The sequence below is a fragment of the Clostridia bacterium genome (genome assembly GCA_026414765.1).
Classification (GTDB): Bacteria; Bacillota; Clostridia; order Acetivibrionales; family DSM-27016; genus SKW86.
In genome coordinates, this window is the sequence record JAOAIJ010000043.1 from 202,035 (window position 1) to 227,747 (window position 25,713).

At 36.6% G+C, this 25,713-nt stretch carries 31 protein-coding genes; 26 read left to right on the top strand and 5 right to left on the bottom strand.

Features of this window, described 5'->3' with window-relative positions:
• Positions 1-8 precede the first annotated feature (8 nt).
• On the top strand, positions 9-446 hold the full coding sequence (locus N3I35_17105; protein MCX8131800.1) for a DMT family transporter: 438 nt from the start codon (positions 9-11) through the stop codon (positions 444-446).
• Between the two features lie 21 nt (positions 447-467).
• Here N3I35_17105 and N3I35_17110 read toward each other — a convergent pair whose 3' ends face one another.
• Positions 468-1,064: a DUF3794 domain-containing protein gene (locus N3I35_17110; protein MCX8131801.1), complete on the bottom strand. Its 597-nt coding sequence runs from the start codon at positions 1,062-1,064 to the stop codon at positions 468-470.
• Positions 1,065-1,226: 162 nt separating this feature from the next.
• Positions 1,227-1,940, bottom strand: coding sequence for a DUF3794 domain-containing protein (locus tag N3I35_17115; GenBank protein MCX8131802.1), 714 nt, complete (start codon positions 1,938-1,940; stop codon positions 1,227-1,229).
• A 310-nt stretch (positions 1,941-2,250) separates the two neighbouring features.
• On the opposite strand from N3I35_17115, the gene N3I35_17120 reads away from it, so the two are divergent.
• The 10 genes from N3I35_17120 to N3I35_17165 all read left to right on the top strand — a co-directional run bounded on the left by N3I35_17120 (position 2,251) and on the right by N3I35_17165 (position 11,214).
• Positions 2,251-3,057 carry a sugar phosphate isomerase/epimerase gene (locus N3I35_17120; protein ID MCX8131803.1) on the top strand — a complete coding sequence of 269 codons (807 nt, stop codon included), beginning with the start codon at positions 2,251-2,253 and terminating at the stop codon, positions 3,055-3,057.
• Between the two features lie 170 nt (positions 3,058-3,227).
• Positions 3,228-4,040, top strand: a complete 813-nt coding sequence (locus N3I35_17125) for a DUF4097 family beta strand repeat-containing protein (protein ID MCX8131804.1) — start codon at positions 3,228-3,230, stop codon at positions 4,038-4,040.
• A gap of 44 nt (positions 4,041-4,084) precedes the next feature.
• Positions 4,085-4,642 carry an RNA 2',3'-cyclic phosphodiesterase gene (gene thpR / locus N3I35_17130; GenBank protein MCX8131805.1) on the top strand — a complete coding sequence of 186 codons (558 nt, stop codon included), beginning with the start codon at positions 4,085-4,087 and terminating at the stop codon, positions 4,640-4,642.
• 62 nt (positions 4,643-4,704) lie between these two features.
• Positions 4,705-5,958: a CapA family protein gene (locus N3I35_17135; protein ID MCX8131806.1), complete on the top strand. Its 1,254-nt coding sequence runs from the start codon at positions 4,705-4,707 to the stop codon at positions 5,956-5,958.
• 34 nt (positions 5,959-5,992) lie between these two features.
• Positions 5,993-6,232, top strand: a complete 240-nt coding sequence (locus N3I35_17140) for a YgiT-type zinc finger protein (protein ID MCX8131807.1) — start codon at positions 5,993-5,995, stop codon at positions 6,230-6,232.
• Between the two features lie 349 nt (positions 6,233-6,581).
• Complete coding sequence (locus tag N3I35_17145) at positions 6,582-7,574, top strand: LacI family DNA-binding transcriptional regulator (protein ID MCX8131808.1); 993 nt, start codon at positions 6,582-6,584, stop codon at positions 7,572-7,574.
• Positions 7,575-7,580: 6 nt separating this feature from the next.
• On the top strand, positions 7,581-8,618 hold the full coding sequence (locus tag N3I35_17150) for a Gfo/Idh/MocA family oxidoreductase (protein MCX8131809.1): 1,038 nt from the start codon (positions 7,581-7,583) through the stop codon (positions 8,616-8,618).
• Between the two features lie 12 nt (positions 8,619-8,630).
• Positions 8,631-9,680, top strand: a complete 1,050-nt coding sequence (locus N3I35_17155) for a Gfo/Idh/MocA family oxidoreductase (protein MCX8131810.1) — start codon at positions 8,631-8,633, stop codon at positions 9,678-9,680.
• Positions 9,681-9,741: 61 nt separating this feature from the next.
• Positions 9,742-10,662, top strand: a complete 921-nt coding sequence (locus tag N3I35_17160) for a sugar phosphate isomerase/epimerase (GenBank protein MCX8131811.1) — start codon at positions 9,742-9,744, stop codon at positions 10,660-10,662.
• A gap of 147 nt (positions 10,663-10,809) precedes the next feature.
• Positions 10,810-11,214 (top strand): hypothetical protein, encoded by a 405-nt coding sequence (locus N3I35_17165; GenBank protein MCX8131812.1) that lies wholly within the window; start codon positions 10,810-10,812, stop codon positions 11,212-11,214.
• A 112-nt stretch (positions 11,215-11,326) separates the two neighbouring features.
• Here the strand turns inward: N3I35_17165 and N3I35_17170 are convergent, their stop codons facing one another.
• Positions 11,327-12,430, bottom strand: a complete 1,104-nt coding sequence (locus tag N3I35_17170; GenBank protein MCX8131813.1) for a DUF3810 domain-containing protein — start codon at positions 12,428-12,430, stop codon at positions 11,327-11,329.
• A 192-nt stretch (positions 12,431-12,622) separates the two neighbouring features.
• Here N3I35_17170 and N3I35_17175 point away from each other — a divergent pair, with 192 nt between their 5' ends.
• From N3I35_17175 to N3I35_17185, 3 genes are all read left to right on the top strand, one after another.
• On the top strand, positions 12,623-13,726 hold the full coding sequence (locus N3I35_17175; protein MCX8131814.1) for a HAMP domain-containing histidine kinase: 1,104 nt from the start codon (positions 12,623-12,625) through the stop codon (positions 13,724-13,726).
• A gap of 106 nt (positions 13,727-13,832) precedes the next feature.
• Complete coding sequence (gene grpE, locus N3I35_17180) at positions 13,833-14,525, top strand: nucleotide exchange factor GrpE (GenBank protein ID MCX8131815.1); 693 nt, start codon at positions 13,833-13,835, stop codon at positions 14,523-14,525.
• A gap of 97 nt (positions 14,526-14,622) precedes the next feature.
• Positions 14,623-14,793, top strand: coding sequence for an H-type small acid-soluble spore protein (locus N3I35_17185; GenBank protein ID MCX8131816.1), 171 nt, complete (start codon positions 14,623-14,625; stop codon positions 14,791-14,793).
• 125 nt (positions 14,794-14,918) lie between these two features.
• Here the strand turns inward: N3I35_17185 and N3I35_17190 are convergent, their stop codons facing one another.
• Positions 14,919-15,173, bottom strand: coding sequence for a hypothetical protein (locus N3I35_17190; protein ID MCX8131817.1), 255 nt, complete (start codon positions 15,171-15,173; stop codon positions 14,919-14,921).
• A gap of 383 nt (positions 15,174-15,556) precedes the next feature.
• Between N3I35_17190 and N3I35_17195 the strand changes: the two genes are divergently transcribed.
• The 12 genes from N3I35_17195 (at position 15,557) to N3I35_17250 (ending at position 24,435) form a co-directional block, all read left to right on the top strand.
• Positions 15,557-15,778, top strand: a complete 222-nt coding sequence (locus N3I35_17195; GenBank protein MCX8131818.1) for a hypothetical protein — start codon at positions 15,557-15,559, stop codon at positions 15,776-15,778.
• Positions 15,779-16,441: 663 nt separating this feature from the next.
• Positions 16,442-17,554: a hypothetical protein gene (locus tag N3I35_17200; GenBank protein ID MCX8131819.1), complete on the top strand. Its 1,113-nt coding sequence runs from the start codon at positions 16,442-16,444 to the stop codon at positions 17,552-17,554.
• A gap of 122 nt (positions 17,555-17,676) precedes the next feature.
• Complete coding sequence (locus tag N3I35_17205; GenBank protein MCX8131820.1) at positions 17,677-18,234, top strand: hypothetical protein; 558 nt, start codon at positions 17,677-17,679, stop codon at positions 18,232-18,234.
• Between the two features lie 23 nt (positions 18,235-18,257).
• A complete protein-coding gene (locus tag N3I35_17210) occupies positions 18,258-18,767 on the top strand; it encodes a cytochrome b/b6 domain-containing protein (GenBank protein ID MCX8131821.1) in 510 nt (169 codons plus the stop codon).
• Between the two features lie 34 nt (positions 18,768-18,801).
• A complete protein-coding gene (locus N3I35_17215; GenBank protein MCX8131822.1) occupies positions 18,802-19,110 on the top strand; it encodes a hypothetical protein in 309 nt (102 codons plus the stop codon).
• A complete protein-coding gene (locus N3I35_17220) occupies positions 19,100-19,456 on the top strand; it encodes a hypothetical protein (GenBank protein MCX8131823.1) in 357 nt (118 codons plus the stop codon). Before N3I35_17215 ends, N3I35_17220 begins: the two co-directional genes overlap by 11 nt.
• 186 nt (positions 19,457-19,642) lie before the next feature.
• Positions 19,643-20,149 carry a hypothetical protein gene (locus N3I35_17225; GenBank protein ID MCX8131824.1) on the top strand — a complete coding sequence of 169 codons (507 nt, stop codon included), beginning with the start codon at positions 19,643-19,645 and terminating at the stop codon, positions 20,147-20,149.
• A 278-nt stretch (positions 20,150-20,427) separates the two neighbouring features.
• The gene (locus N3I35_17230) at positions 20,428-20,640 is read left to right on the top strand and encodes a copper ion binding protein (protein MCX8131825.1); all 213 of its coding nucleotides are present in this window, start codon (positions 20,428-20,430) and stop codon (positions 20,638-20,640) included.
• Positions 20,641-20,861: 221 nt separating this feature from the next.
• Positions 20,862-21,218, top strand: coding sequence for an HXXEE domain-containing protein (locus tag N3I35_17235; protein MCX8131826.1), 357 nt, complete (start codon positions 20,862-20,864; stop codon positions 21,216-21,218).
• A 245-nt stretch (positions 21,219-21,463) separates the two neighbouring features.
• Positions 21,464-21,826 carry a DUF2294 domain-containing protein gene (locus N3I35_17240; protein MCX8131827.1) on the top strand — a complete coding sequence of 121 codons (363 nt, stop codon included), beginning with the start codon at positions 21,464-21,466 and terminating at the stop codon, positions 21,824-21,826.
• Between the two features lie 119 nt (positions 21,827-21,945).
• Entirely contained in the window at positions 21,946-23,826 is a 1,881-nt protein-coding gene (locus tag N3I35_17245; GenBank protein ID MCX8131828.1) for a DUF4914 family protein, read from the top strand.
• A 66-nt stretch (positions 23,827-23,892) separates the two neighbouring features.
• Positions 23,893-24,435: a carbonic anhydrase gene (locus N3I35_17250; protein ID MCX8131829.1), complete on the top strand. Its 543-nt coding sequence runs from the start codon at positions 23,893-23,895 to the stop codon at positions 24,433-24,435.
• Between the two features lie 165 nt (positions 24,436-24,600).
• Here N3I35_17250 and N3I35_17255 read toward each other — a convergent pair whose 3' ends face one another.
• Positions 24,601-25,698, bottom strand: a complete 1,098-nt coding sequence (locus tag N3I35_17255; GenBank protein ID MCX8131830.1) for an LCP family protein — start codon at positions 25,696-25,698, stop codon at positions 24,601-24,603.
• Between the last annotated feature and the right edge of the window lie 15 nt (positions 25,699-25,713).

A 25,713-nucleotide genomic window follows, 5' to 3' on the forward strand; every position in this document is an offset into this window, starting at 1 on the left:
GTACTTATATGACTTATTATTTTGCTTTAGCAGGGGCAGGAATAGTTGGAATTTGTGTAGCTCTGGAGCCTACGGTGAATTCTGCACTTGCAAAACTGATTACACCAAGGCTGGCTGCACTGCACAGTTTCTTACTGGGTACTATTCTTGTATTGATAATAAATGCATTAGCTGGAGGCTTCAAGGAATACAGGAATATTCTTAAAGCACCGCCATATCTATGGATTGGAGGATTGCTTGGAGCGACTGTAGTATATTTAGGAGCAAGAGTTGCCGGCGTTATAGGTATAGCATCTACGGTTACTGTCATGGTTGCAGTACAGCTGGTTACCGGAATAGCTATAGACAGTCTGGGGCTTTTAGGTACTGCAAAAGTTCCTTTGGATACAAGCAGGGTCATTGGTGTGATTATCATGGTTATAGCTGTAAAACTTATAGTAAAATAATCTGTTTTCATGTTCGGTTTACTATATGGCAATATGAGCTATACGTGTCAGTTCCAGTTCTATTTTTATCATATCTTTTACATTCAGCTTTTTATATTCTTTAATTGTACTGCCAGTACCGGTGATAGGGTCTTCCAGGATACAAAACTTTAAGGAATCATCAATTCCTGCATGGATGAATTTTACCGTGTCTCCTGGTAATGCACCGGGGACTTCAATGAAACAGCTGAAGGGCAGGTCAATAGAGATATACCTGATACAGCCGTGTGAACCACGGTGTTTGGTATTGTTATACTTATAAGAAAAAACACCTTCATAGCACTGATAACTAAAAACCCTGAAAAGTGTACCATCTACAAATACTCCATCCTTGCACACATTTGTAGACAAGTTGTTAATTTCGGATAAACTGTTCAGGATATTTGCAGCAGGATATTGCGAAGGAATAGGGAGTATATACTCTAAAAGCTTCTGGCAGTATCCGATGCCAATAATTTCGGGAACATCAATATGTCTTTCAGAGTCACCGTCTATTATAGGTTTGGTTTTTTTTTGCCCTGTATATCTGTTATATCTGTTCAAATAATCATAATAACTTTTATATTCATTATTTTCCATTTCGCCACTAAATATAGTAATAGTCTTATATCATCATATTAATCCAAGTTTAAAAACGTGATTTGTTAAGCTGAGGTTATAGCTGAACATAAAAGTACTGCATAGCCCTGCTTTGCAGGACTATGCAGTAAAAATACTCACAAATTAATACTTAAGATTTTATCAGGGACAAATATTGTAGTGTTCAGGTTTTATAGTAATCTGAACATGTCTTAATACTTTAAGATCGATTTTAACGATTACTTTTTCTCTTACCTTTTTATAGGCAATAACTCCGCCGTCACATACACGGATAGGATCTTCTAAAATATCTACTTCGCAATCATCCTCAACACCGGCAAATTCAACCTGATAGTCATCCCCAGGTCTTGCACCAGGTACTTCTATAAAGCAGCTGAAAGGTATATCTACTCCAATGTGCTTGACACTGCCGTAGTATGTGTCGTATGAGCAATCACATTTGTCTTTGTAGTAATCTTCAAATGTTTTGTAGTTTATATTCTTATGAAGAATGCCATTTATAAGAACTTTGTTTTTACATACCTTGATAAATAGGTTTCTTACTTCTTTCATTATATCCTTTATTTCTACTGCAGGATAATTGCAAGGGAAAGGAATTACACATTCAAGCAAAACCTGACAGTCATTTCTGCCGATTACTTCAGGTACTTTAATGCATTTAACTCTTTTTTCAGGCGGGTAATAGCCCTTTTTGCATTTTTTGTCGAAATCCTTATCAAAGTTTTTGTCAGAATCCTTCTCGTAATTTTTATCAAAGTCTTTATCAAAATCTTTTTCGTAATCTTTATCATAGGTGTAAACTTCCGGTTTTTTTTCGCAGCAATCGCCATAAGAGATTTTCTGGTATTCTGTCATATAAAACACTCCTTTACTGATTTAGTTTATATTATATAGTATACATAAACGAGACAAAAGGTGAATTATGTTAACTGTTTTTGTTAGAATATTAAGATTGTCATATAGCGGGTTCAGAAGAGATCACAAAAGATAAGAATTTCAAAAAAACATAGCAGAGAGAGGTATAAAAAACTCTGATGACATAATAAATATAAAGTGTTATTATTAGTATATTAATACTTGCTTGTTAAGGTAATAGAACTAGTGTAAGAGAGTATTAAATACTTGGAAAAAATTACTGCTATACTACATCGATGGAGGCGATAGTATGAAAATTTCTTTTTCTACGCTTGGCTGTCCTGAATGGTCCTGGGACGATATGCTTTCAACAGCAAAGGACCTGGGGTTTAACGGAATAGAAGTCCGCGGAATTGAAAATGAGCTGTACGTACCCAAGTCAAAGCCTTTTTCAGTAACAAATATAGAAGGTACAAAAGCAAGGCTAAATAAGCTGGGTCTTGAAATTCCATGTCTGACCTCTGCATGCTATTTGTTTGATAAAGCAAAGAAAGACTTTTATATTAATGAAGGCAAGGAATACATAGATATAGCTCAAAAGCTGGGAACCCCATTTGTAAGGGTGCTTGGAGATGCAAATCCTGAGCCTGGCAATGAAATAGATTTTTGTTTTGTTGCCGACAACCTGAAAACATTGACGGAATACGCCAAAGATAAGAATGTAAAGATTTTGATTGAAACAAACGGTATATTTGCTGATTCTGAGAAAATGCTTGAGCTGGTAAAAGCAGTTGATAATACTAATCTGGGAGTATTATGGGATATACATCATCCGTTCAGATTTATGAATGAACCGGTAGAAAAGACTTATGCTGCGCTTAAAGACTACATAATGTTTATACACATGAAGGACTCTAAGGTGGAAGAGGGCAAAATAAGGTACAAAATGCTTGGATATGGAGATGTACCAGTAAGAGAAACTCTTGAGCTGCTGAAGAAAAACAAATATGATGGGTTTGTGTCACTTGAATGGGTTAAGCGCTGGTGCGTGGATCTGGAAGATCCCGGAGTGGTATTTTCACATTATGCGTATTATATAAGAGATAATATAAAATAAGACCAAACAAAAAAACGGTTAAGTTAACCGTTTTTTTTGTTTGTAAGGGAAATATTTGAGGATTATTCTGCTGCGTGATATCATTACCAATAAAAGTAGAATAGCTGTAGGACGTATATTTTTATAGGGATACGGATATAAACATACAAGTGACTTTTGGAGGTAAATATATGCGTAAAAAGGATTTTTTATCAGCAGTAGTATTATGCTTTATTTTTTTTACTTCATGTTCTTCATCAGTAGTAGAAATGGGGCCTAAAAAGGAAGTGGCTGAACACATTGAAAAAACAATTGAAATAAAGGAGCATCTTGATTTGTTTGTTGATGCAGATTCAAGTAACATAGAATTTTATACGTGGGACAAGGGAAAAGTCAAGTTTGAGATTAAGAACAGAGTAAGGGGAATGGGAGAAAAAAAGGAACTGGAATCAAAACTGAAGAATTTTGATATTAATTTGTCTCAGGATGGTAATATGGTAGTTTATAAAGCAAGGTATGGGAAAAGTATTAAAAGCCATGGGGATATCAGTTCCGACATCAGGATATTTATTCCTAAAAATGCTGAAAGTGTGGGGTGTAAAGTTGGTACAGGTACAATCAAGGTTTTGGATGACTTGAAAAGCAGTCTGAATATTGAAGTAGATATGGCAAACATAGAAGTAAGAAGGCTGGAGGGAAAGCTTAAGGTTAAAGGTGATATGGGTAATCTGAAAGTAGAAAACGGGAAAATAAGAAGTGATTCAAAAGTATCTGTAAATTTCGGAAACATAGATATAAAGGCCGAGTTTGAGGAACGTGGAAATTATGTTTTTGAGACGCGCACAGGCAATATAGATCTTCAGCTGCCTGAAGAATCAAGAATAAGTTTTGAAAATATGGGAACTGTGGAGGTAAATGACTTTACCGATAAAAATTATCCGGCTAAAATAAAAACTAGTACTGATATGGGTAGAATTACAATAAAGAAATACAAATTTTTATGATTCTGTGATAAAATGTATACGGATTTTAAAAATGGAAGGTTATTATGAGAATGTTTGTCGGAATAGATTTCAGCATGCGATTAAAGGACCAGATCGCAGGCTTGCAAAAGAAACTGAAAGCACATGCTGTAGCAGGAAGGTGGAAGTATATTGATAATTTCCATCTGACTCTTAAATTTTTGTCAGAAGTTGACAATGCTCAAGTTGGGAAAATAAATCACAAAATTATGAATATATGTGACAACACGGACGGATTCAGACTTAATATATCTGAAGCCGGACTTTTTCCCGGAAAAGGAAATATCAGAGTCTTGTGGCTTGGTTTAAACGGAGAACTGAGCAAGCTTGAAAAACTGCAATCGGGTATAGACAGTGGTTTGGAAGAGATTGGTTTTGAAGCAGAAAAAAGAGTGTATAAGCCTCATATCACAATTGGCCAGGACATAGCTTTCAAAATGGAATTTGAAGGTATAAAAAGTATAGTTGATAAGCATTTATTTGACGAAATAATTGTAGACAGGGTTCACTTATTTAAAAGTGAGCAAGTAGAAAATAAAAGGGTATACACGCCTATATCGGAATATCTGTTAAGGGAAACATAAAAAGGTTAAAACAAATATAGAACATAAAATGCAGCATTAATCCATTTCAAAGGGGTCAGTCAATGAAGGAAAAAGTTTTAGTTATTGTGATACTAATAATGACAGTAATATCTTTATCAGTTATGGTAGCGGTAGGAGTATTGTATTTCAGCCAACTTTCGGACAAGGATGGCACGGTTGAGACAATGGTGCAAACTCAGGGTACAGGCAGTAACGGACAAGCTAATAGCAAAAATGAAAATACAAAGACCCAGGATAGCAAAGCTGATGCTAAAACCATGGAAGATAAGTCTGCTGTTGAAAATGAAGAATATAATGATGAAATACTAAAGATAACGGCAGTGGGAGACATACTGCTTGGAAGATCGGTTGGATTAAGAGTTATAAAACAGCCAAGCAGATATGCTTATCCTTTTGAAAAGGTTGCAGACTTTCTGCGGAGGGGAGATATAGTATTCGGTAATCTTGAGGAATCTATTACTTCGAGTACCAAAGGCCTTACAGGTATAAAACAAGGCGGAAAATATGTTCTCAAAAATGAAGTTGAAGCTATAGAAGGTTTGAAATATGCAGGTTTTAATCTGTTTAGCCTTGCAAATAATCATATACTGGATTACTATGAAAAAGGACTTTATGATACAATTGAAATACTAAACAAAAATGGAATTGCCTATGCCGGAGCAGGCAGAAATCTGGAAGAGGCAAGAAAACTTACTATTATTGAGAAAAAAGGAATAAAGGTAGGTTTGCTTGCCTATACTGATATGGCAGAGATTACTTACAAGGGTAATCCACCTTTATCATTTCTTGCTAAAGACAACAAATCCGGTGTTGCCCCGACAAAAATTGAATATATAAGGGAAGATATGGCGAAAGCAAGAGGTATGGTTGATTTGCTTATAGTTTCGCTGCATTGGGGAATTGAATATACTTATGAACCTACGAAAAAACAGGTTGAGATTGCTCATGAAATAATAGATCAGGGCGCAGATATACTGATCGGACACCACACTCACAGATTTCAAAGTATAGAAATTTACAAAGAAAAGCCAATATTCTACAGTCTCGGAAATTTCATATTTGATCAGAGAGACCCTGAAAACCAGCAGGGATTTCTGATGGAAATGGAATATAAGGATAAAAAGCTTGCGAGACTATCTGGAATACCCTTTAAAATACGGGATGTATCCCAGATAGTACCTCAGAGTGGTAAAGATGCAGCAGAAATTATATATAGAGAGATCAAGCTGTGCGAAAAAATGGATACACCTTCACATATGGAAAATGATAAAATCATTTTTGACATAAAAAATTAATATACAATAATAATGAGAAAAGGGGGATTATAAAATGCAGCTCATTAAGTGCCTTTTTTGCGGCAAGCCTACAACTCTTCACAGAATCAATGCTCAGAAGAAAATCAACAATAAAATAGTAACCTTATCAAATGCTCCCGTATACTATTGCGCCCCTTGTAAAGAAACATTTCTTTCAAAAGAGACACAGGATGTATTTAACTATATTAGAGATATGGGATTGGAAAATAAAAGTATACTTTTCAACTTTGACGATCTGTCTAAAAAAGTATAGATATGCAGTCTATGCCTTTCTAAAGGTATCACTTTACCTGTTTGTGTTACAGATATTTTACATCATATTGATTCAGGGAAGATAATTTATAAAACTTTTTATAAAAAGTTTTATAAATTATCTTGATTTAAAAAGGAATTATAATATAATAATAAATGTAATCCGTTACATGATAATAATGTGTGTTTAAATAAAGACAATTAGCGGAGGAGTATCAGAGATATTGTATATAAAAGATTATGCAGGTAATTCAGGAATTTTTATATTATTCATTGCATATAGCTAAAAAAATCAATAATATCTTTGTTTTTGAATGTAATCCGTTACATTAAGTGGGGTGAAATTAAGTATGGCAACAATACAGGATGTGGCAAAAATGGCTGGGGTATCAGTTGCGACAGTATCCAGAGTACTTAACAACAGTCCGTCTGTTGTTGAATCTACAAAAGAGGCCGTTATGGATGCAATAAAAAGGCTGAACTATCAGCCTAATATGCTTGGAAGAAATCTGAGGCGTTCTGAAACAAAGATGATATTGGTCCTGCTCCCGAACATATCAAATCCTTTTTACTCAAGAATAGTTAAGGGAATAGAGGACGTGGGACATAAGAACGGCTATAATGTGATGCTGTGTAATACTGACTCGGATGCAGAGAGAGAAAAAATATATATTGAAATGCTTAAGAAAAAGCTTTCGGATGGAGTGATATTCATGGCTCCGGAACTAAATAAAGAGGAATTATCGGATATAGGCAGAGGTTATCCTGTGGTGCAATGCTGCGAGTACAAAGAAGGAGCGGATGTATCACATGTTTCTATAGACAATGTGGAAGCTTCGTATAAAGCAATGAAGCACTTAATAGGGCTGGGACATAGAAGGATTGGAATGATAAGCTGTAAAAACAACTTTTTATCTACAAAGCAGAGGGAGGAGGGATATAAAAAGGCTTTATCGGAAGCGGGTATTGATTACGATCCGGAGTTGGTTCAATACGGTGATTATAGTTTTAAAAGCGGATTAAGGACTGCAAAGCAGATGCTATCAATAAAAAACAAGCCTACTGCCATATTTTCAATATCGGATATTATGGCAATAGGGGTTTTAAGAGCAGTGAAGGACAGTGGGTTAAGAGTACCGGAGGATGTAGCGGTAGTTGGATTTGATAACATCAGTTTTGCATCAATGTGCGATCCGAGGCTCACAACTGTAGCACAGCCCAAGTATGATCTGGGGTGTACTGCGATGGACCTCCTGATAAGACAAATAAAGGGTGAGGTTAAGGAACCGAGGGATGTATTTATGGAGCATGAACTTATTATTCGAGAATCATCTATTAAATAAGGAGGAATTAAATTGATAAATATTGGAATTATAGGCTGCGGTTCTATTTCAAAATACAGGCATGCACCCGAATATGCAGGTAACACGGCTTGTAAAATAGTTGGCTATTGTGATGAAAAGCCGGAAAGAGCACAGGAACTTGCAGAAAAATATGGCGGAGTTGTTTACAAGGATTATAGCGAATTGATTTCAGATAAGAACATAGATGCAGTAAGTGTATGTACTTCAAACTATTGGCATGCACCGATAACTATAGCAGCTTTGGAAGCAGGAAAGCATGTGCTTTGTGAAAAGCCCATGGCTACAACAGTAGAAGATGCGGAAAAGATGGTTGTTATGGCTGAGAGAGCAGGTAAATTTCTAATGATAGGTCACAACCAAAGACTGGCAGATGCTCATGTGAGAGCGAAGGAAATACTGAAAACCGGGGAACTGGGCAGAGTATTAAGCTTCAGTACAGCCTTCGGGCATGGTGGACCGGAAGTATGGAGTGCGGATGGACTTAGCACATGGTTTTTCAAGAAGAAGGATGCATACGTAGGTGCTATGGGAGATTTGGGAGTACATAAGGCAGATTTGATCAGATGGCTGATTGACGATGAAATAGAAGAGGTAAAAGCATTTGTCGGCACAGTGGATAAAAGGAATGAAAAAGGTTCATTGATTGAGGTGGATGACAATGCAGTATGTATATTGAAATCAAAGAAAGGAATAATAGGAACTCTGACAGCCAGCTGGACATATTACGGTGGAGAAGACAACAGTACGATCCTGCATTGTTCCAATGGTACTATGAAAATATATGATAATCCAGAATATCCAATAACAGTTACTAAAAAGAGCGGGGAAAAAGTGTTTTATAAGGTTGGTAAGATACAGACGAATGAATCGCAATCCAAATCCGGTATAATAGATATGTTTATTAACTGCATTCTCGTCAATAAAGCGCCTGAGATATCCGGGGAAGAAGGTCTGAAGGCATTAAAAATTATTATTGCCTGTATGGAATCAGCAGAAAGAGGGATTACAGTCAAAATAGACTAGGGGGTCTTTACAATGACTGATAAGATTAGATATGGCTGTGTAGGAGCAGGTGGAATTGCTGAGTATAAGCATCTGAACGGGTATTCAAAGATAGATTGTGTAGAAATATCGGCTATTTGTGATAATAACACTGAGGCTGCAAAAAGGCTTGCGGAGAAATACAATATACCGAATGTTTTTTCTGACTATAAAGAGATGTTGCATAAGACAGAACTTGATTTTATAAGTGTCTGTACGCCGAATTTCCTTCATGAACCTGTAACGGTAGAAGCTCTGAAAAAAGGTGTTCATGTACACTGTGAAAAGCCTGTTGCATTGAATTCACAAGAAGTCCAGGAAATGATAAAGATAAAAAACCTTTCCGGGAAAAAACTTATGGTTGCATTGAACAACAGATTTACCAATGAATCATACTTTGTAAAGAAGTACATAGAAGAAGGTTATTTAGGAGAAATATATCATGCAAAATGCGGCTGGAGAAGGAAGCGTGGAATTCCGGGCAAAGGTGGGTGGTTTACAAACAAGGAGCTTTCAGGTGGTGGACCTCTTATAGATCTTGGTGTGCATTTTCTGGATCTGGTTATGTACTTCATGGGATATCCAGAGGCATCCACTGTAACAGGTGTAACATACTCCAAGTTTGCAGAAAACAACTCCAGGAACAGCTGGAACTACGGGAAGAACAATACCGGTATATATGATGTGGAAGATTTTGCAGCGGGGTTTATCAGACTGAAAAATGAAGCTACTATAGACTTTGAATTCAATTGGGCATCAAATATTGAAAAGGAATACAACTATTATGAATTACTTGGAACCAAAGGTGGAATATCTTTTGCAGACGGTAAGCTTAAGTTATTTTCTGAAGTTCTGGATACATGTGTAAGCATATGCCCGGATACAAACTATCCTTCAATGGCAGTAAATGAATTCGAGCATTTCATAGATTGTATAAGAAGTGATAATGAGCCTGTGTCAACTCCTGAAGAATCTTTAATGCTTATGAAGATAATAGATGGGATATATAGTTCGGCGGAAATAAAAAGGGAGATCATTTTGTAAGATGGTATAAACACAAGCTGTAAAATTAATAAAATATTTATTTATTATAAGGAGGAAAAAAATGTACCTAGGTTTTTTGACTGTAAGTCTGGGAGATATGCCGTTTAAGGAAAAAGCGGAGTGGGCCGGTAAAAACGGGTTTAAAGCTTTGGAAATAGCCTGCTGGCCAAAATCAAACTCAAGAGATTATTCATCGAGTGATATTGATGTGGCTAATTTGACTCAACAAGAGGCAGATGAGATAAAAAAATTTATGAAGGAATATGGCTTGACAATTTCTTCTCTTGCATACTATGATAATAATCTTCACAATGATCCGGATAAAAGGGCAAGAATAAACTTTCATGTAAAGAAATGCATAGATGCTGCTGTGATGCTGGATACTAAGCTTGTTGGCACATTTGCAGGCCGTAATCCGGAAAAGGGTATTGAAGAAAACTTTAACGAGTTTGAAAAAGTTTTCGGAGAATTGGTATCCTATGCTGAAAGTAAAGGAATAAAGCTGATGATAGAGAACTGTCCCATGGAAGGCTGGCAAGTACCCGGAATTCCCGGCACAATATCATTTAGCCCTGAACTTTGGGAAGAAATGTTCAGAAGGGTACCAAACAAAAACTTCGGATTGAATCTTGATCCTTCCCACTTATTGTTTCAGTTTATAGACTATACGGCAGTTATCCCTGTATTTAAAGACAGGATTTTCCATGCACATGCAAAGGATACAGAGATATTTGAAGAAAAACTGAAATGGTATGGTGCTTTTAACAGACAGCTTGGGGGCGGACACGGAGCAGGTTATTGGCGTTACCGTATGCCCGGGCTGGGTCAGGTCGATTGGGGAAAATTCATTAGGGTATTGAAAGAAAACGGTTATGATGGAGTATTAAGTACTGAACATGAAGATCCAGTATATGAGGGCAGCAGGGAAAAGGTAAAAGAGGGCTTACTCCTGGGGAAAAAACATCTGGAGCAATTTGTTTGAGTTACAGAGATAAGCACAACAAAATAAGTTGACAGCAATAAAGGAGTTTGGATAAGCTAAGCTCCTTTTTGTTTTGTAAATATAAAATTTTGCTTCGGGATATAATATTATTATAATTTCTGAAGAGGATAGGTTGAAGATAGGTTTATGAAGAAACTGATTTTTTGTTTATTGCTATTGCCGGCTATATTATCTGCCTGTAATACAGGCTATCTCACAAGAATGCCAGATGGACAGGATTTTGTCAGATTGCAGACAGAACAAATTGACAGCAGGGATGGAATAAAAATTTTAAGTGCAAAGAAGGAAGTAAAAGCCGGGGAAAAAGTAGAATTTACAGTACAAGGTAAAGCTGGTGCTGAGTATGAGATTGCTTCTACATATGTTCTGGATAGTAAGACATATACAGCGTACCAATCAAAGACTGCTGATAAAGAAGGAACAGTATCATGGTCATGGCGTGTGAATGAAAAAACCAAGCCCGGAACATATGCTATCACTATTACAGGTGACGGTACTACACTTTTGAGTTCATATACTGTAACCAAATAGCAGGTGCATTCACTTCATATGCTACATGCAAACGGGTTGTGCCGGTTAATTTGTATTTATTACTATCAATAGATTTCTGGCACAATATGTTATATTGTGTAAACTGTATAAGTTATTTATTCTTTTGCATTTTATGTTCTGCAATAAGTAGGTCAACCATTCTGCCGTAGCTTTGTACACCGTCCTTTTGCCTGTTTGCTTTCAGATATGCATTGTTCAGGGAGTCAGTAGCACGCTCGACCGGCCCCTCAAAACGCTTCCAGTATTGACTGTTGTCATAAAAATCCCTTACGATGCCCGGAGAATATTTCTTATGCAGCTGGGAAAAACTCTCCTTGTCATATTTGTATAAGGCATTCATTGAATGTATAAGTGCCAGTATTGTTCCAGAATATTTATAGTCATTATCGGGATGCATTTTACAAGTAAGATATGAGATGTAATTTGCTTCATCTTCTCTTGCAAAACCGCGCTGATGCGCCATTTCATGACAGGCTGTACTAAGAATAAGTATATCGGGCATATCTATATCAACATTGGCTTCTGCTGTGTACGGACAATAAACGCCTGAAATTCCTGTGTATGACATGTATTTTGACAGCAGTACGCCTTTAGGTTTGCCATAGTTTCCTCCCAGCTCGGGGTAGAGTTCCGAGGCTTTGTGAAAACCTTTGTCCGCACGCTTGAAAGCCTCTCTGTAACCATTTTTAATATACATAACTCCATTTTGGTTTTCATCAACCAGACTACGCAGATCATTAGCTTGGTTTATCAGCTTTTCACATACTTCATACAGATCTTTTACTGAAGAGGGTTGTATATTTAGACCTGCAATTTGAGAAAAAGGCAAACGGTTATAGTTGAATCCCCATAAAAGCATAAAGAAGAAATATGCAATGCTTAATACGGCTGCCAGAGTTAGAGAAAACCTCACCAGGATCAGGTGCTTGTCCCTTTTCTGTGTTACAAGTCTGAAAAATACATAACCTATACAAAAAAGCGCCAGAAGTGAAAATAAGTATAGTCCTATCTCTGCCATCGAAAAGGGTAAGACCCCTGTAATGGTGCTGAGAATCTGGGACAATATCTTGAACAGGCCTTTTGAGTAAGCCTTTTCTATAAAAAGGGGAAATTGGGGTGTTGTGTAAAACAAAACCAATCCTAAAGGGAATAATAAAATTATTAACAGTCTCTTAATGTAGTATCTTTTATTCATTACTCACCACTATCTTTCTATATTAATCTTACTATAAATAATAACATAATGATTGTATTTGCTCTATGGGATTTATAGAAATACAGGTTACATAATATTTATTATATTAAATATTGTATGTTTATAGTAATATATTAGTACTTGAATAAATTGATAACTATAACTAAATTACAGGCAATAGGAGAAAGGTTTATGAAAGAAACTATAAAAACTGTTAAAGCCAGGATCATTTCATTTGTTGGAACAGGGAGCAACAAACACGTACCATTGAGAATTGCTTTGATTTATTCTATTGTAGGAGGTGCATGGGTGCTGTTTTCCGATAAGCTTATAGCAGGGGATGCAGCAGATGTATCAACAATACTAAAGTTACAAACCTTTAAAGGATGGTTCTATGTGGCAGGGACTGCTATTATGGTGTTTTTTCTTGTTAAGAAAGGAACTCTGGCAATTCAACAATCCAACAAGGATAATGAAAGACTCCTTAAGGAAGCTATAGAATATGATAGATTGAAAACAGAGCTTTTTACTAACATTTCCCATGAGTTTAGAACTCCACTGAATGTTATTCTGGGCACGATTCAGCTGCTTGAGGCTTATGAGAAGAAATGCACGGTTAATACGGAATGCCAGATAAAGAGGGAAAAGCATTTGAAAGCAATAAGACAGAATAGTTATAGGCTCCTAAGGCTGATAAACAATCTTATAGATATTACAAAAATTGATTCCGGATATATGAATATTAAAATGGAAAACAAAAATATTGTAGATATTGTAGAGAGTGTATCTATGTCTGTGGAAGAATACATAAGAAATAAATCCATAAAATTTACTTTTGATACTGAAGTAGAAGATAAAGTTATTGCCTGTGATGTAGAAAAGATAGAACGTATAGTGTTGAATCTCCTCTCAAATGCAGTAAAAAATACAAGGCCCGGTGGGGAAATATGGGTTAAGATTTCTGATAAGGGTAAGTTTGTATTGCTCTCCATTAAGGATTCGGGTATTGGAATACCTGAAGAGAAGAAAAAAATCATCTTTGAGCGATTCAGACAGGTAAATTCATCTTTAACAAGAGAGAATGAAGGAAGCGGAATAGGCTTATCAATAGTAGAATCACTTGTTAAAATGCATGGGGGGAGAATCTGGGTGGAAAGTGAGACTGGAAAAGGGAGTGAATTTCTTATAGAACTCCCTGTTATATTGGTAGATAATTCAAATGATGAGAATAATGAATCTGCACTGGGGATGGAAAAGGTAAAGATTGAGTTTTCCGACATATATTTGAATGAATAACATTTTTCCAAGTGAGTAATTAATTTATATATTTATTCATAGTATTAACATAAACTACTGTTTGTTATGGAGAATATTGGTAGAGTGTGAGGGGGTAAGGGATACTATGATACTCAAGTCTATAACCTCGCTGTTTGAAAGTAAAGGTAAAAAAGAAATTGAAAATACGGTTCATAGAATTGAGAAGCTAGCCTACAAACTGAACGGACTAAAAGCTCCTAGCGAGGGAGAAAACAATGAGATAGGAAAGATTCTTGGTACATCCTATGAACTTTTAGAGAGATTAGAAAAAAGATTGATTCTGGAAAACAAAAGAGAACACAGGGATTATAAGATGAATTCAGGATACGCAACTGCTAAGGTCAGTTTGTCAGGAAGTGCACGGGTCAATTCAGAAGAATTGAGCAAGTCAAAGGTTGAAGCTGTATTAAGCGAAAATACGGCACAAATATCCGGAGTTTTTTTCAGACTGATAGATCTAAGGGACAAGGTATTACTTATGAAATCAGAGTTTGGAGATAACAAGGGTGAAAAAGTTGAAATGCTGTACACTGAATTGGGGAATATCCTTAAGAAGGAAGGATTACACGAAATAGAGTTATCGGGCAGGTTTAATAAGGATAGACAAAGAATAATCAAAATAATAAAAACCGGAAATGAGGAAAAAAATAACACTATTCACGGTACTGTAAGGCCTGGATATACTTATAATAACATATTGATACGGCCTCAGGAGGTGATAGTATATGAATATGACAAGGAGTCTCCTTCGGAAGAAGATACAAACGGTAATAAATAAAGTTTATAATAAACATAACGAATTAAGAAATAATATTATTAGGGTGAATATGTCGTAATAATCCCAGCAGTACTAATAAATGTAAGGAGTTGAAAACATGGATAGTATCAGGGCAAGGCAGATCATTAATTCTAATGGAGTAATAGAAGTAAAGCACAAAAATTCTTCAGTATGGTTGGAAAATATCAGGGGAGAAAATGCAGAAGTTACTTACCTTGAGAGCAAAAAGAGGGCGGAAGTGCCGCTAAATCAACTTAGTGAAGACTAGAAACTGAAATAAAAAGTGATAAAGAAAAGAGCGCTTGTTTTATTGATATCTTGAAAGCGCTCTTTTTCATATCTAAGCAATAACATATATTCAGAAACATAGCATATCAGGTTCTATACGATAAACTAACGCATTGAACCAGGCATTGTCACATAAAAACCTGAATCCGTATCTTTTTCCATAGGAATATATATTTTTGAATCAGATTCAAAATTATGATTAACAAGCATTTTTTCTGTTTTGTTTTGTACAAGCACTATTGCTGGTATAGTAAATTCAATATTAGATTTTTGTGCACTACTCACTGACGGTTGTGCGACTACGAGCAGGGAAGCAAGTATAATAGCTGTAAGTAAATATTTAAACTTATCCATATTCATATGAACACCTCTTTCTACGTACTTAGGCATTTCTTTTCATTAATACTTCAAAACGGGAAAAATTATAAAATTAGTGCTTATGAATTATACTCTGAAGTGTATGGGCTTTCAACCGCTAAATAATACCATTTTGAATAATAGAACTATACCTTATTATTTTTACTGCTTTGCATGAATATAATTTATAGGCAACCAACTATAAGCTTAAGAGTAAGACTTGCATTTGGGTATCTATATTCGGAAGGATGGTGTATGTAATGATGAAATGAATAATAATTCTATGGGAAATATGGAAAATATGATAAAATTAATTGGGCAGTAGATGGTTGATAAGAAAAGCGGTAAAAAAAGTAAAAGTATAAGTATGAAATGGAGGGATTATTATGGGCGATACCAAAATAATTCATATTCAATGTACAAACTGTAACAAATCATTTGATTCATCAGTTTATTGTGAAAGCACAGATGCTTTAAAAATGGCTATCATGTGTGATAATGAGGTATGTTGTCCATTGTGCGGTAAGATTACAACATGGAACAAGGAAAATGCCGAAATTACTAATGAGGACGGCAGAGAATTCAGGGGAAATGAAATATTTATCTAATACAGAACAAAAATAATGCTATTCATATAAAGCTTCCAGGGTTGGTTTGGAAGCTTTTCATATTTCTTAAAAAGGAAAAAGTTGTATCTACTCTTGTTCAGTTTATCAAAAAAGAAAATGTTTTTCATTTCCTTCTTCAAAAAAAGAGTTATAGTGACTCCGTCGAAGTATCGTTCAATTATTTAGGAGCCTGATATAAGCTGCATAAATAATAAATTTACATAAACCTGGACATAATAATTCAGAGGTGATTTTGTGAAAAGCAAGAAATTCAGAAACACTGTGATACTGGCAATGGACGTTGCCATATTGATGAAGCAGATAAAGCGTGTCAGCAGGGATATAAAAAATATCAAGGAGCCTGAATAGGGCTCTTTTTGATATTCTGGAGAGTTCGTAATATGTGTATTTATAATCGAAGAAATACTTGGAAACTATTTGCATAATAGAATCTAAGCATATTCTGGAACTGAAGATATAGCGAATAATTTTGCATTAATGTTAAGAAACTATTACATATAAAATATTTCCTTGTTTATCAGGCTGGGAGATATTGAATTAGAGTAGTTTGGTTGCGCAATGAGTTGATTTTTGCGGTATATGGACACATGAAACGAGAATATTATTCTTTTCAAGTTAGACTGTTTTAAGAGAGGTAAGAAAATGAAAGTTTTAAGAATATTGCTTGCTACATTTCTTATACTGGTTATTATAGGTGGCTTGGGATATATAGCTTATAGCTTGTTTTTTATGGGTGGTATGAATCATCAGGGGATGAATAATACGCCTGAAACTACAGCGCCAAGTCATAACCAAGCTGCTGATACAGGTAGCGGGCAGAATGTACAAAACCAGCATGGCAGCACTCATCAGGGAAATGCATCGCCTAATACTGCTGCAGTTCAGAGCAGGGACAGGCTGAATCAGGCTATAGGGATGATAAATCAGGCTATAGACTTAATAAGTATTGACCCGTACTCGAAGGCAACACTCCCTTCGGCAAGTCAGGGCAACATACAATCAACACAAGGTGGGACAGTCAATGTATATCCAAACGGGAACACATCTGTAAATGTTGCTCCACCTGCCAATAATACCCCTAATAAACAGACACCGCCTGCAAATACTAATCAGGGTACAGTGAATACACAAGAAAAACAGAATTATGTTTACGATCAGGGTAAACTTCAGCAGCTTCATAGCGGCATATTCACACTAGCCCAAGGGATAATGACCATAAACCAGCTTGGGGATGACCTGCTTATCCAGTCGTCAATGGCGGAAACTAATCCGCCGGACTATCGGACTCATGTTCAGAGATATAATATTGCTTTACAGAACAAAACAAAACTGAATAATGCGATTAACCTGCTTAACCAGGCATCAACGCTTATTAATGTAAATCCGTATGGAGGTCCTGACGGATATCCGTACAATAAAGATGCAATGGCTCAACTTCACCAGGGGGTATTTAAGCTTGCACAAGGAATGACAATGCTGAACAGACTGAATGAAGATTTTACAGCTCAGATGGCAATAGCTTCAAGTATGATACAGAGTATTACAAACAATGCATATCAGACACAAACTATGAATCACAGTACAATGGGATTATTTTCCGGTATTAATACATCAACGGTATTCAATCTGATATTGATAGTTATGGTGGTTGGTCTGATTGCAGGAATTTTAGGTGCTATTTTCAGTGTGTTCAGGAATGACAATACCCGGAGAACAGGCGGGAGTAATTCAGATAACGACTCAACATTACGCTAAACCGAGGTGATAAAGTGCCTGGTGGCCACAAAAACAACCTATTAATAAGGACAATCTTAACTTTAATAGCCGGAACTATAGCATTCGTATTTCTTTTCAATCAAATGACAGGAGGTGGAAACATGGATCATATGGGAGGAATGGCTGGAACAGGCTATGGATATTCAATCGATACTCTTTTAGGTGGATTTTTAATGCTGCTTATAAAGCTTCTATTGGCTGTATTGATTATTGCCGTAGTAGTCGGCATAGTTATGTGGATAAAGAATATATTTCTCAAGGATAGTACAGGAGGTACACAGTTTTTCCAGTCTATAAAAAATGATCCGGTACTAAAAACTATATCAATAATTACTATTGCTGTACTTGGAATAATACTTTTATTCGCACTGCTGGGAAGCTTTGGCGGTGTAGGGGTGAGATACGGGATGGAGAGTCATGTCGGCAGATATGGAGGGTTTAGTCCTGTCTTCAGTGTTGCGGGGCTTTTAAGCTTGCTCATCAGAGTTTTGACTTTTATATTGGTGATATCCCTTATACTTGCACTATTAGGCTATTTGAAAAAACAATATGATGCAGGGACATTCAATTTTATGAAGACCGGTGGTCCGAACCAAGGCAATACAGCTAATCAGGGTGGTAATACAAATACTAATGAGAATAACGCTAATACACAGTAAAACTTAATATGGGAGAAATAAAAGTGGAAAAGATTAGATTTGATTTTATAATTCACTGGCTCTGGACAGTTGCATTTGCGCTGCTTACATTGAGCGGACTTGCAATGGTTGGAGCAAAGTACGGGTGGCTTCTGAACTATGATATTGTATCTGCCGATTACGTGCATAGGCTTTCAGCAGCTGTATACGTCCTGCTTACATTTGTTTCCGTCGCTTATGAAGTTATAAGAGGAATAAGGAACGAAGATAAAAAGCTTGCTTGGTTTATGATAGGAAAAGGAGGATATCAGCTGTTTACTTTTATAACGACGCTGATATTCATAATAACAGGTGCAATCATATGGATATGCATGGATTCAAATATGACTGCTGTATCCTTTGCTCTATATATACATGAAAAACTGACTTATATAGTAGTTGCCAGTGTAATCTGGCATATTTATATGAAGTGCCACGCACTTGTCTGGCCCCGTTCTAAGTCTAAGCCAGGTAATAATAAGCCCGGTACAAAGAAGGGAACTGAAAGCACATGAAAAAGTATCCATAAGCAAAGAGGAGGATAAAACAATGATGCAAAAATCTTGGTTTAAGTTGTGCATATGGATTTTAGCTACTGCCTTCTTTTTTATGGCTTCGGGGATATTGATATCGGCTTTTAGTCCCGGTCCCACCGAACTTCAGGTTATGCAGTTCATGCGGGGGATGATGGAAGCGATGCACAGTTCTCTCATGGGATTGTCTATGACTATAGAGAATGACTTTGCTTTAAATAGGCTTATTACCAATGCTTCGGCTATTACACCCTTATTAATTGCATTAAGTATTGTGCTTGGGCTGATTATTAGGTTTCTCAGGAGGAATAAAAATGCCGGATAGAAAAAAGCTTTACTTTTGGCGGCTTGCGCTAATATTTGGAGCAATTACTGTATTGGCACTGGCTGTTTCATTCGGCTTCAACAGAGAGAGAGAAGCAGGCATGATGGATACAAGCATGGGCAACATGATGAGCAGCATGCATCTTAAAAATATAACGGTGTCGGATTTGATAAAACAGCAGGAAAAAATGGAAAGCGTGACAGGACAAGACAGTATGGCAGGACACCACAGCGGGGTTAGCAGCTTTTTGAACTCTGCTCATTACCTGACTACTGCTACAATCATAATCTTACTTCCGTTTATTGTAGCAGGAACAATATTCCTGGCAATAATATGGCTGAAATAGAATGAAGGGAGATAAGATTTAATGAGTATACTGGGAAATATCGGCTCATTGTATATGCTTATATTGATATTATTGTTAATTATAGGATTAGGACTATTAATAACAGCATTTACAAAGTATATATTCAATCTGGAAAACACAAAAAAGCAAAACAATAAAATGAATATTCGAAATGGAGGTTTGGTTATGCAGAATAACGGATGGCTAAAACTTGCGCTTTTCTCCTTTATTGGAATAATTATCGCTGTTGCGGTTCTTAGCTTCATGTCACCCGGAGGCATGTCCGGATATAATATGACAGGACATGCGGGAATGCAGCCGGGTATGAGTGGAGCAATGGGGACTATGCCTATGGGCAGCATGGGTAATATGGGTAGCATGGGGATGATGAATATGTCTTCCGGAATGCAGCCTGATATGAATACAATGACTATGCACAGGTTAAATCAGATGCAGATGCAGATAAATCAGATGCAGCAATACATGATGAATAATATGGGTGGAATGCAGATGCAATCAATGCCACAAGGTGGAATGAGCAACATGGGCGGAATGGGCATGATGGGTATGCCTATGGGCAATATGAGCGGGGGCGGAATGGGAATGATGAACATGGGAGGAATGTCAGGAGGTTCGTCAGGCAGCATGTCGGGAGGTTCTTCAGGCGGCATGAGCGGAATGAGTATGATGTAATAAGAATAAGAAAGAGCACCAGCGGGTGCTCTTTTTATTTGTGGTATATGCCTGTATAATCTGCAGTAATCAATGTTAAATTGATATAAGATAATATATCGTTATAGAGTATATAGTTTATATTTTTAGAAATTTAATTGAATTTTTATGCATATGAGTAAAATGGGCATAAAAAACAATGAAAATTTTAGACAAAATACCAAAATATGTTTATTAAACTTTAATAAAATGATATACTAATAAATGGCTTATTAATAAAGAACAAATGGAGGTATTGTATGACGGGAGAAATGGTAAGCTTGAAAGTTGACGGAATATCCGGCAGAGATTGTGAAAACACTATAAAAAAAGCTGTCGGAGCATTAAACGGTGTTGAGAATGTTGATGTAAATCTGGAGGGTAAAAAAGTAGTGGTTGAGTTTGATCCCGAGCGTGTTTCAGTAGATACTATAAAGGATATAATAAATGACTTGGGATATCAGACAAAATAAATTATTATATACGATGTTATTGACAAAACATTTCCAGTTGATATATTATCATCTTGTTAATAAGATAGTTTAATTGCCGGTAGGCATACTGGCAGGGTTGATTGAACCTGGATTTGGAACCGGTAACGGTAGCGGGATTTTTAACACAGTCCATAGGTAGGATTATGTTAGGAGTCTTTTTTATTTATTCTTACACAGGGCTGTAACTTGGAGGGATGAATTTGAGCCTGGTAATCAAACTGTATGTCTTACTTGTTCTTACTTTAGCGGTACATCTTGCTGAAGAAATACGGACCGGTTTCAGAATTAAGTTTCCTTTTGGTGAAATTCCAAAGCGGGTTTTTGTAGGTGTCAATATAGTTATCTATTCATATGCGGTGCTGACCTTGGTTTTGGCTATGCAAAATGAGAGTGTTTCCATACCTTTAATCTGGGTATTTGCTATAATCCAAATACTGAATGTTATTGGACATATTGGATTTATGTTAAGAGCAAAGGGATATTTTCCGGGAGGATATACGACTATTCCCCTACTTCTCATAGCTCTGTTACTGACTTATGGTCTGGTGAATATATGAAGAAATATATGTACAGCAGACGAATAAAATTTTAAAGAAAAATGCTTAATATATAATAAAGATTTTAGAAAATAATTTGAATGCAGGAAGTAATGTTTATTTATTCAAAATAATAGACGTATTAATCCAGAAACAGCTAAATATGCAAGTGAAGTTAGTGAAAAATTCAAAAACCTATTTACTTTATTGGTTAACCTGTGTATTATATATTATAAGGTTGGAGGAGTACCGTGGATAACGTTAAGATGACTAAGGGGCAGGTTGAGGCCCGGATAAGTGATATGGTAAGCAAGTTTGAAAAGGAATACATGGGACGTGGCCCTAAGGATATAAAGACCAGAATAATTCAAAATCACATACTTATTATTATTGACGGTTTTCTTAATCCGTCCGAACAAAAGCTTGCTGACAATAACCATGGTATAAAACTTATAAAGGACATGCGTACAGCCTTATTTGAAAATGGGAGAGAGCCTTTTGAAAAGCTTATAAGGACAGTAGTGGATATTGAGATTTTAAGTACCCACTCGGATGTAAGCACTAAAACAGGAGAAAAAGTAATTGTGCTTACTGTGGGTTGTGACCTTGAAAAAAGGCTTAAAGCATAACTGAATATTTTGGTTGACCAAACGAAGGGTAAAAACTTGTCGTAGTGTAGGCCAATATTCATCAACCTGATTAATCAGGTTGATGAGTATTGGTTTTTTATTTTTAAGGAGGATTTATAATGGACAAAAATGTATTAGAAAGGTTTAATTTACCGGAAGAACTAAAAAATATGCTTGAAAGCGGTACAAAGGCAATTGTGCCCGCAAACCGCAAACAACTTCTTAATCTTGCAATGGGACATGAAGAGAATATGATGTTTGAGGTATGGTATGACGTCCCTGATCATGGCAGAGTAACGGAAGCAACTGTGGCAAAGTGTAAAAACGGCGCTGTGGTAAACTATATGGACATGTATATGAGAAGAAGAGACCCAGATTGTATGGTTGTTGCTGACATAGGAGAAACAGACAAACCGAGATATAGGGATGTATATGGAGAGGATTTCAAGCCCCTGCGTAACATGACTTTTGACTGGTTGAAACAGCAGAAACTTATAGTAATGCCATTTATGGCGGGTGGAAACGATCTAGGATACCCGGCACTACTAGTTGCGCCTGTCAATGCAGGTTTTTTTGCTGCAGGCCTTGCGGACTTACAGGGATTTATTCCTGAAAATGAAATACCACAGGGCTTCAAGCCTAAGGCAGTGATATATCTTGCTCCACCTTTCAGACACACACATTTTGACGGGAAACAGGTTGTGGTGCATAACAGACTAAATGAAATGCATGAGTTGTTTTCATATAATCTGTACCCGGGACCGAGTGCAAAAAAGGGAATATACGGCGTACTGCTTAATATAGGAGAAATTGAGGGATGGGTTACTGTACATGCTTCTACTGTAAAAGTCATAACACCTTATGAGAATGTAATAACCGTAATGCATGAGGGTGCTAGCGGCGGAGGAAAAAGTGAAATGATTGAGCCGGTCCATAAGGAGATGGATGGACGAATATTACTCGGAAAAAATCTTGTAACCAATGAAAAGACCTATCTTGAACTGAAAGAGACTTGTGAGCTGCAGCCGGTTACCGATGATATGGCACTTTGCCATCCATCGCTTCAGAATGGAAGTAAAAAGCTTATAGTAAAAGACGCTGAAGAAGGATGGTTTTTAAGAATAAACCATATAAACAAATATGGTACAGATCCACACTATGAGAAATTATGCGTACATCCTAAAGAGCCGCTTATATTTCTGAATCTCCAAGGAATACCTGGTTCAACATGTCTTATATGGGAGCATACAATGGACGAACCAGGAAAACCGTGCCCCAATCCAAGGGTTATAATGCCAAGGAGGTTTATTCCGGATATAGTAAATGAACCGGTTGAGATAGATGTGAGAAGCTTTGGCGTTAGAACTCCGCCCTGTACCCGTGAAAAGCCGACATACGGAATCATGGGAATGTTTCATATACTTCCGCCAAGCCTTGCGTGGTTATGGAGATTAGTGGCACCGAGAGGCTATGATAACCCAAGCATAACAGATTCTGAAGGGATGAGTAGTGAAGGTGTCGGCTCATATTGGCCTTTTGCCACGGGACGAAGGATTGACCAGGCTAATCTCCTCCTTGAGCAGGTAATCAACACATCGGGAACCCGGTATATACTTATTCCGAATCAGCACATAGGCGTATATAAGGTGGGATTCATGCCGCAGTGGATAGCAAGAGAGTATCTCGCAAGACGTGGTAGTGCCAAATTCAGGACAGAGCAGCTGGTTGAATCGAGATGTTCGCTGCTTGGATATTCACTTGAAAGCCTGAAGGTTGACGGAACATTCCTGCCAAAGGCGTTTTTACAGCCTAATCTTCAGCCTGAGATAGGCTTTGAAGGGTATGATGCTGGTGCCAAGATACTTTCGGATTTCTTTAAGAAGGAGCTTGCAAAATTCATTTCTCCTGAGCTAAACCCGTTAGGCAGGAAGATTATAGAGTGTTGTATATGCAACGGTACACTGAATGACTATGCACAGTTGATACCCATGAGGCTATAGTATAAAGATAGGAGAGATGATTTATCGGACATATTTATTAATATATTTGTCTGATGAAACAATTATATGGAAAAGTTAATCAAAGTATCAAGCGAGAAGGATATACCCCTGCAGTACAGAAATACTCCTGTAGAACAGCTTCTTAAATATCATAATCTGAATCATACGTTCGGCAGCCATCAGAATGCGGAATTATTGGTCGGAATGTGTATGGATAACCGCAAACAACTTAGTATCCCCAATAACTATGCTTATATAATCCGTACCGGTGGAGGAAATTTACGCTATAATGAATTTAAGATATCATATGCCATTGCAATGGGCGGAGTCAGGAGTATAGTGCTTATAGCCCACAATGAATGTGGTATGGTGAACCTTATGTCAAAAAAAGAAAAATTTGTAGAAGGAATGATAAATAACGCCGGATGGAATGCCGAACAGGCAGAAGAACATTTTATGAGTTTTGCTCCTGTATTTGAAATCAACGATGAAATCGGTTTTGTTTTAAGTGAAAGCAAACGCCTGAGGGAGAAGTACCGTAACATACTGATAGTTCCACTGTTCTATATGCTGGAGGATAACCTTTTGTATATAGTGGTGGAAGACTAAAATATTGATAATAAGTGTCATAAAGTATGCATCCTTCGTTTAGTTTTGTGCTGTAAAATTATATCAAAAGCTATATTTGGAAAAGATAAATGGCGAAGCCTGACGGATATCCGTCAGGCTCTTCGTAATACAACAGTACCCTGCTTATAAATGCAGGGTACAGGCTTATGGTGCAGGCTTTTGATTTTTCTTGATATTTGTATCTTTATTGGAAGGATTGTTTTTTGTATAACTCTTTTTCTTTTTAGGTATAGAGTTAGTACTTTCTGAATTGTTCTTTTTCGTCATATCTTCAACATATTTACTGTAATTTCCTATAACTTGTTCACTTCCGTCAAATCCTTCAGAGGCGCTAAAAAATTGAGAGATAATGTCCTTTGTTTTTTCTTCTTCATGTATAAAATAAGATACTCCATTTGAATATTTACTACTGCCGGGAAGCGTATAAAAACTAACATTTTCCGATTTGAAGCTGCCTATATTTTGTGCCAGCCCTATCAGCTTGCTCAGCATCATGTTTGTTTCCAGACTGTCAAATATATCTGTTACAACATCATTAAATTTGTGTATGTAAAACATATTGGCTTTTTGCTTTATAAGCTCTTTAATCAGGTTTTGCTGAGCATCTATTCTCTTGATATCAGAGCCGTCATAGAATTCAGTAGCCTTACGGCCGTAACCTCTGTATCGCATATATTGCTCTGCCTTGTCGCCATCCAGATCCTGTAGTCCTTTTTTTAAATGGATATGGAGATTTTGAGCATCATCATCATAATTAAGATCTTGTGGAACATAAAAATCTTCTATACCGCCAAGTTTGTCAATTATTTTACGGAATACTGACGTGTCTATATAAACAAAATATTTGATGTTTGCCTGTAAAAGTCCACTTACAGTTTCAACTGCGAGTTTTGCTCCTCCATGTGGATACGCAAAATTGATTTTTCTTTCTTTTTCCTCGATATATACTTTTGTATCTCTCGGAATCGAAATAACATTTACTTTTGTTGATGAGGGATCATAGTTAACCAGCATAATGGTGTCAGTATTTCCATTTACCTTATCGCCGCCAAGCACAAGTATATTTACGGGTTCCTGTATTTCCTTTATACCTTCCAAAATACCGCCAAGAACATTTTTATTTCCAGTTTTTGCTGCACTGACAGTACTGCTGCTGAGGTAGTTAAGTACAAAAATACCGGTAGCAAAGAGAAAAATCATAACAACCGTACTGGTCAAAAGTGCAAATTTTCTTATGTTCATATTTTACCTCGTAGA

Coding starts and splice junctions, on each gene's coding strand:
- N3I35_17105 (MCX8131800.1), top strand. CDS start 9: ATGACTTATTATTTTGCTTTAGCAGGGGCAGGAATAGTTGGAATTTGT.
- N3I35_17110 (MCX8131801.1), bottom strand. CDS start 1,064: ATGGAAAATAATGAATATAAAAGTTATTATGATTATTTGAACAGATAT.
- N3I35_17115 (MCX8131802.1), bottom strand. CDS start 1,940: ATGACAGAATACCAGAAAATCTCTTATGGCGATTGCTGCGAAAAAAAA.
- N3I35_17120 (MCX8131803.1), top strand. CDS start 2,251: ATGAAAATTTCTTTTTCTACGCTTGGCTGTCCTGAATGGTCCTGGGAC.
- N3I35_17125 (MCX8131804.1), top strand. CDS start 3,228: ATGCGTAAAAAGGATTTTTTATCAGCAGTAGTATTATGCTTTATTTTT.
- thpR (MCX8131805.1), top strand. CDS start 4,085: ATGAGAATGTTTGTCGGAATAGATTTCAGCATGCGATTAAAGGACCAG.
- N3I35_17135 (MCX8131806.1), top strand. CDS start 4,705: ATGAAGGAAAAAGTTTTAGTTATTGTGATACTAATAATGACAGTAATA.
- N3I35_17140 (MCX8131807.1), top strand. CDS start 5,993: ATGCAGCTCATTAAGTGCCTTTTTTGCGGCAAGCCTACAACTCTTCAC.
- N3I35_17145 (MCX8131808.1), top strand. CDS start 6,582: ATGGCAACAATACAGGATGTGGCAAAAATGGCTGGGGTATCAGTTGCG.
- N3I35_17155 (MCX8131810.1), top strand. CDS start 8,631: ATGACTGATAAGATTAGATATGGCTGTGTAGGAGCAGGTGGAATTGCT.
- N3I35_17160 (MCX8131811.1), top strand. CDS start 9,742: ATGTACCTAGGTTTTTTGACTGTAAGTCTGGGAGATATGCCGTTTAAG.
- N3I35_17165 (MCX8131812.1), top strand. CDS start 10,810: ATGAAGAAACTGATTTTTTGTTTATTGCTATTGCCGGCTATATTATCT.
- N3I35_17170 (MCX8131813.1), bottom strand. CDS start 12,430: ATGAATAAAAGATACTACATTAAGAGACTGTTAATAATTTTATTATTC.
- N3I35_17175 (MCX8131814.1), top strand. CDS start 12,623: ATGAAAGAAACTATAAAAACTGTTAAAGCCAGGATCATTTCATTTGTT.
- grpE (MCX8131815.1), top strand. CDS start 13,833: ATGATACTCAAGTCTATAACCTCGCTGTTTGAAAGTAAAGGTAAAAAA.
- N3I35_17185 (MCX8131816.1), top strand. CDS start 14,623: ATGGATAGTATCAGGGCAAGGCAGATCATTAATTCTAATGGAGTAATA.
- N3I35_17190 (MCX8131817.1), bottom strand. CDS start 15,173: ATGAATATGGATAAGTTTAAATATTTACTTACAGCTATTATACTTGCT.
- N3I35_17195 (MCX8131818.1), top strand. CDS start 15,557: ATGGGCGATACCAAAATAATTCATATTCAATGTACAAACTGTAACAAA.
- N3I35_17200 (MCX8131819.1), top strand. CDS start 16,442: ATGAAAGTTTTAAGAATATTGCTTGCTACATTTCTTATACTGGTTATT.
- N3I35_17205 (MCX8131820.1), top strand. CDS start 17,677: ATGGATCATATGGGAGGAATGGCTGGAACAGGCTATGGATATTCAATC.
- N3I35_17215 (MCX8131822.1), top strand. CDS start 18,802: ATGATGCAAAAATCTTGGTTTAAGTTGTGCATATGGATTTTAGCTACT.
- N3I35_17220 (MCX8131823.1), top strand. CDS start 19,100: ATGCCGGATAGAAAAAAGCTTTACTTTTGGCGGCTTGCGCTAATATTT.
- N3I35_17225 (MCX8131824.1), top strand. CDS start 19,643: ATGCAGAATAACGGATGGCTAAAACTTGCGCTTTTCTCCTTTATTGGA.
- N3I35_17230 (MCX8131825.1), top strand. CDS start 20,428: ATGACGGGAGAAATGGTAAGCTTGAAAGTTGACGGAATATCCGGCAGA.
- N3I35_17240 (MCX8131827.1), top strand. CDS start 21,464: ATGACTAAGGGGCAGGTTGAGGCCCGGATAAGTGATATGGTAAGCAAG.
- N3I35_17245 (MCX8131828.1), top strand. CDS start 21,946: ATGGACAAAAATGTATTAGAAAGGTTTAATTTACCGGAAGAACTAAAA.
- N3I35_17250 (MCX8131829.1), top strand. CDS start 23,893: ATGGAAAAGTTAATCAAAGTATCAAGCGAGAAGGATATACCCCTGCAG.
- N3I35_17255 (MCX8131830.1), bottom strand. CDS start 25,698: ATGAACATAAGAAAATTTGCACTTTTGACCAGTACGGTTGTTATGATT.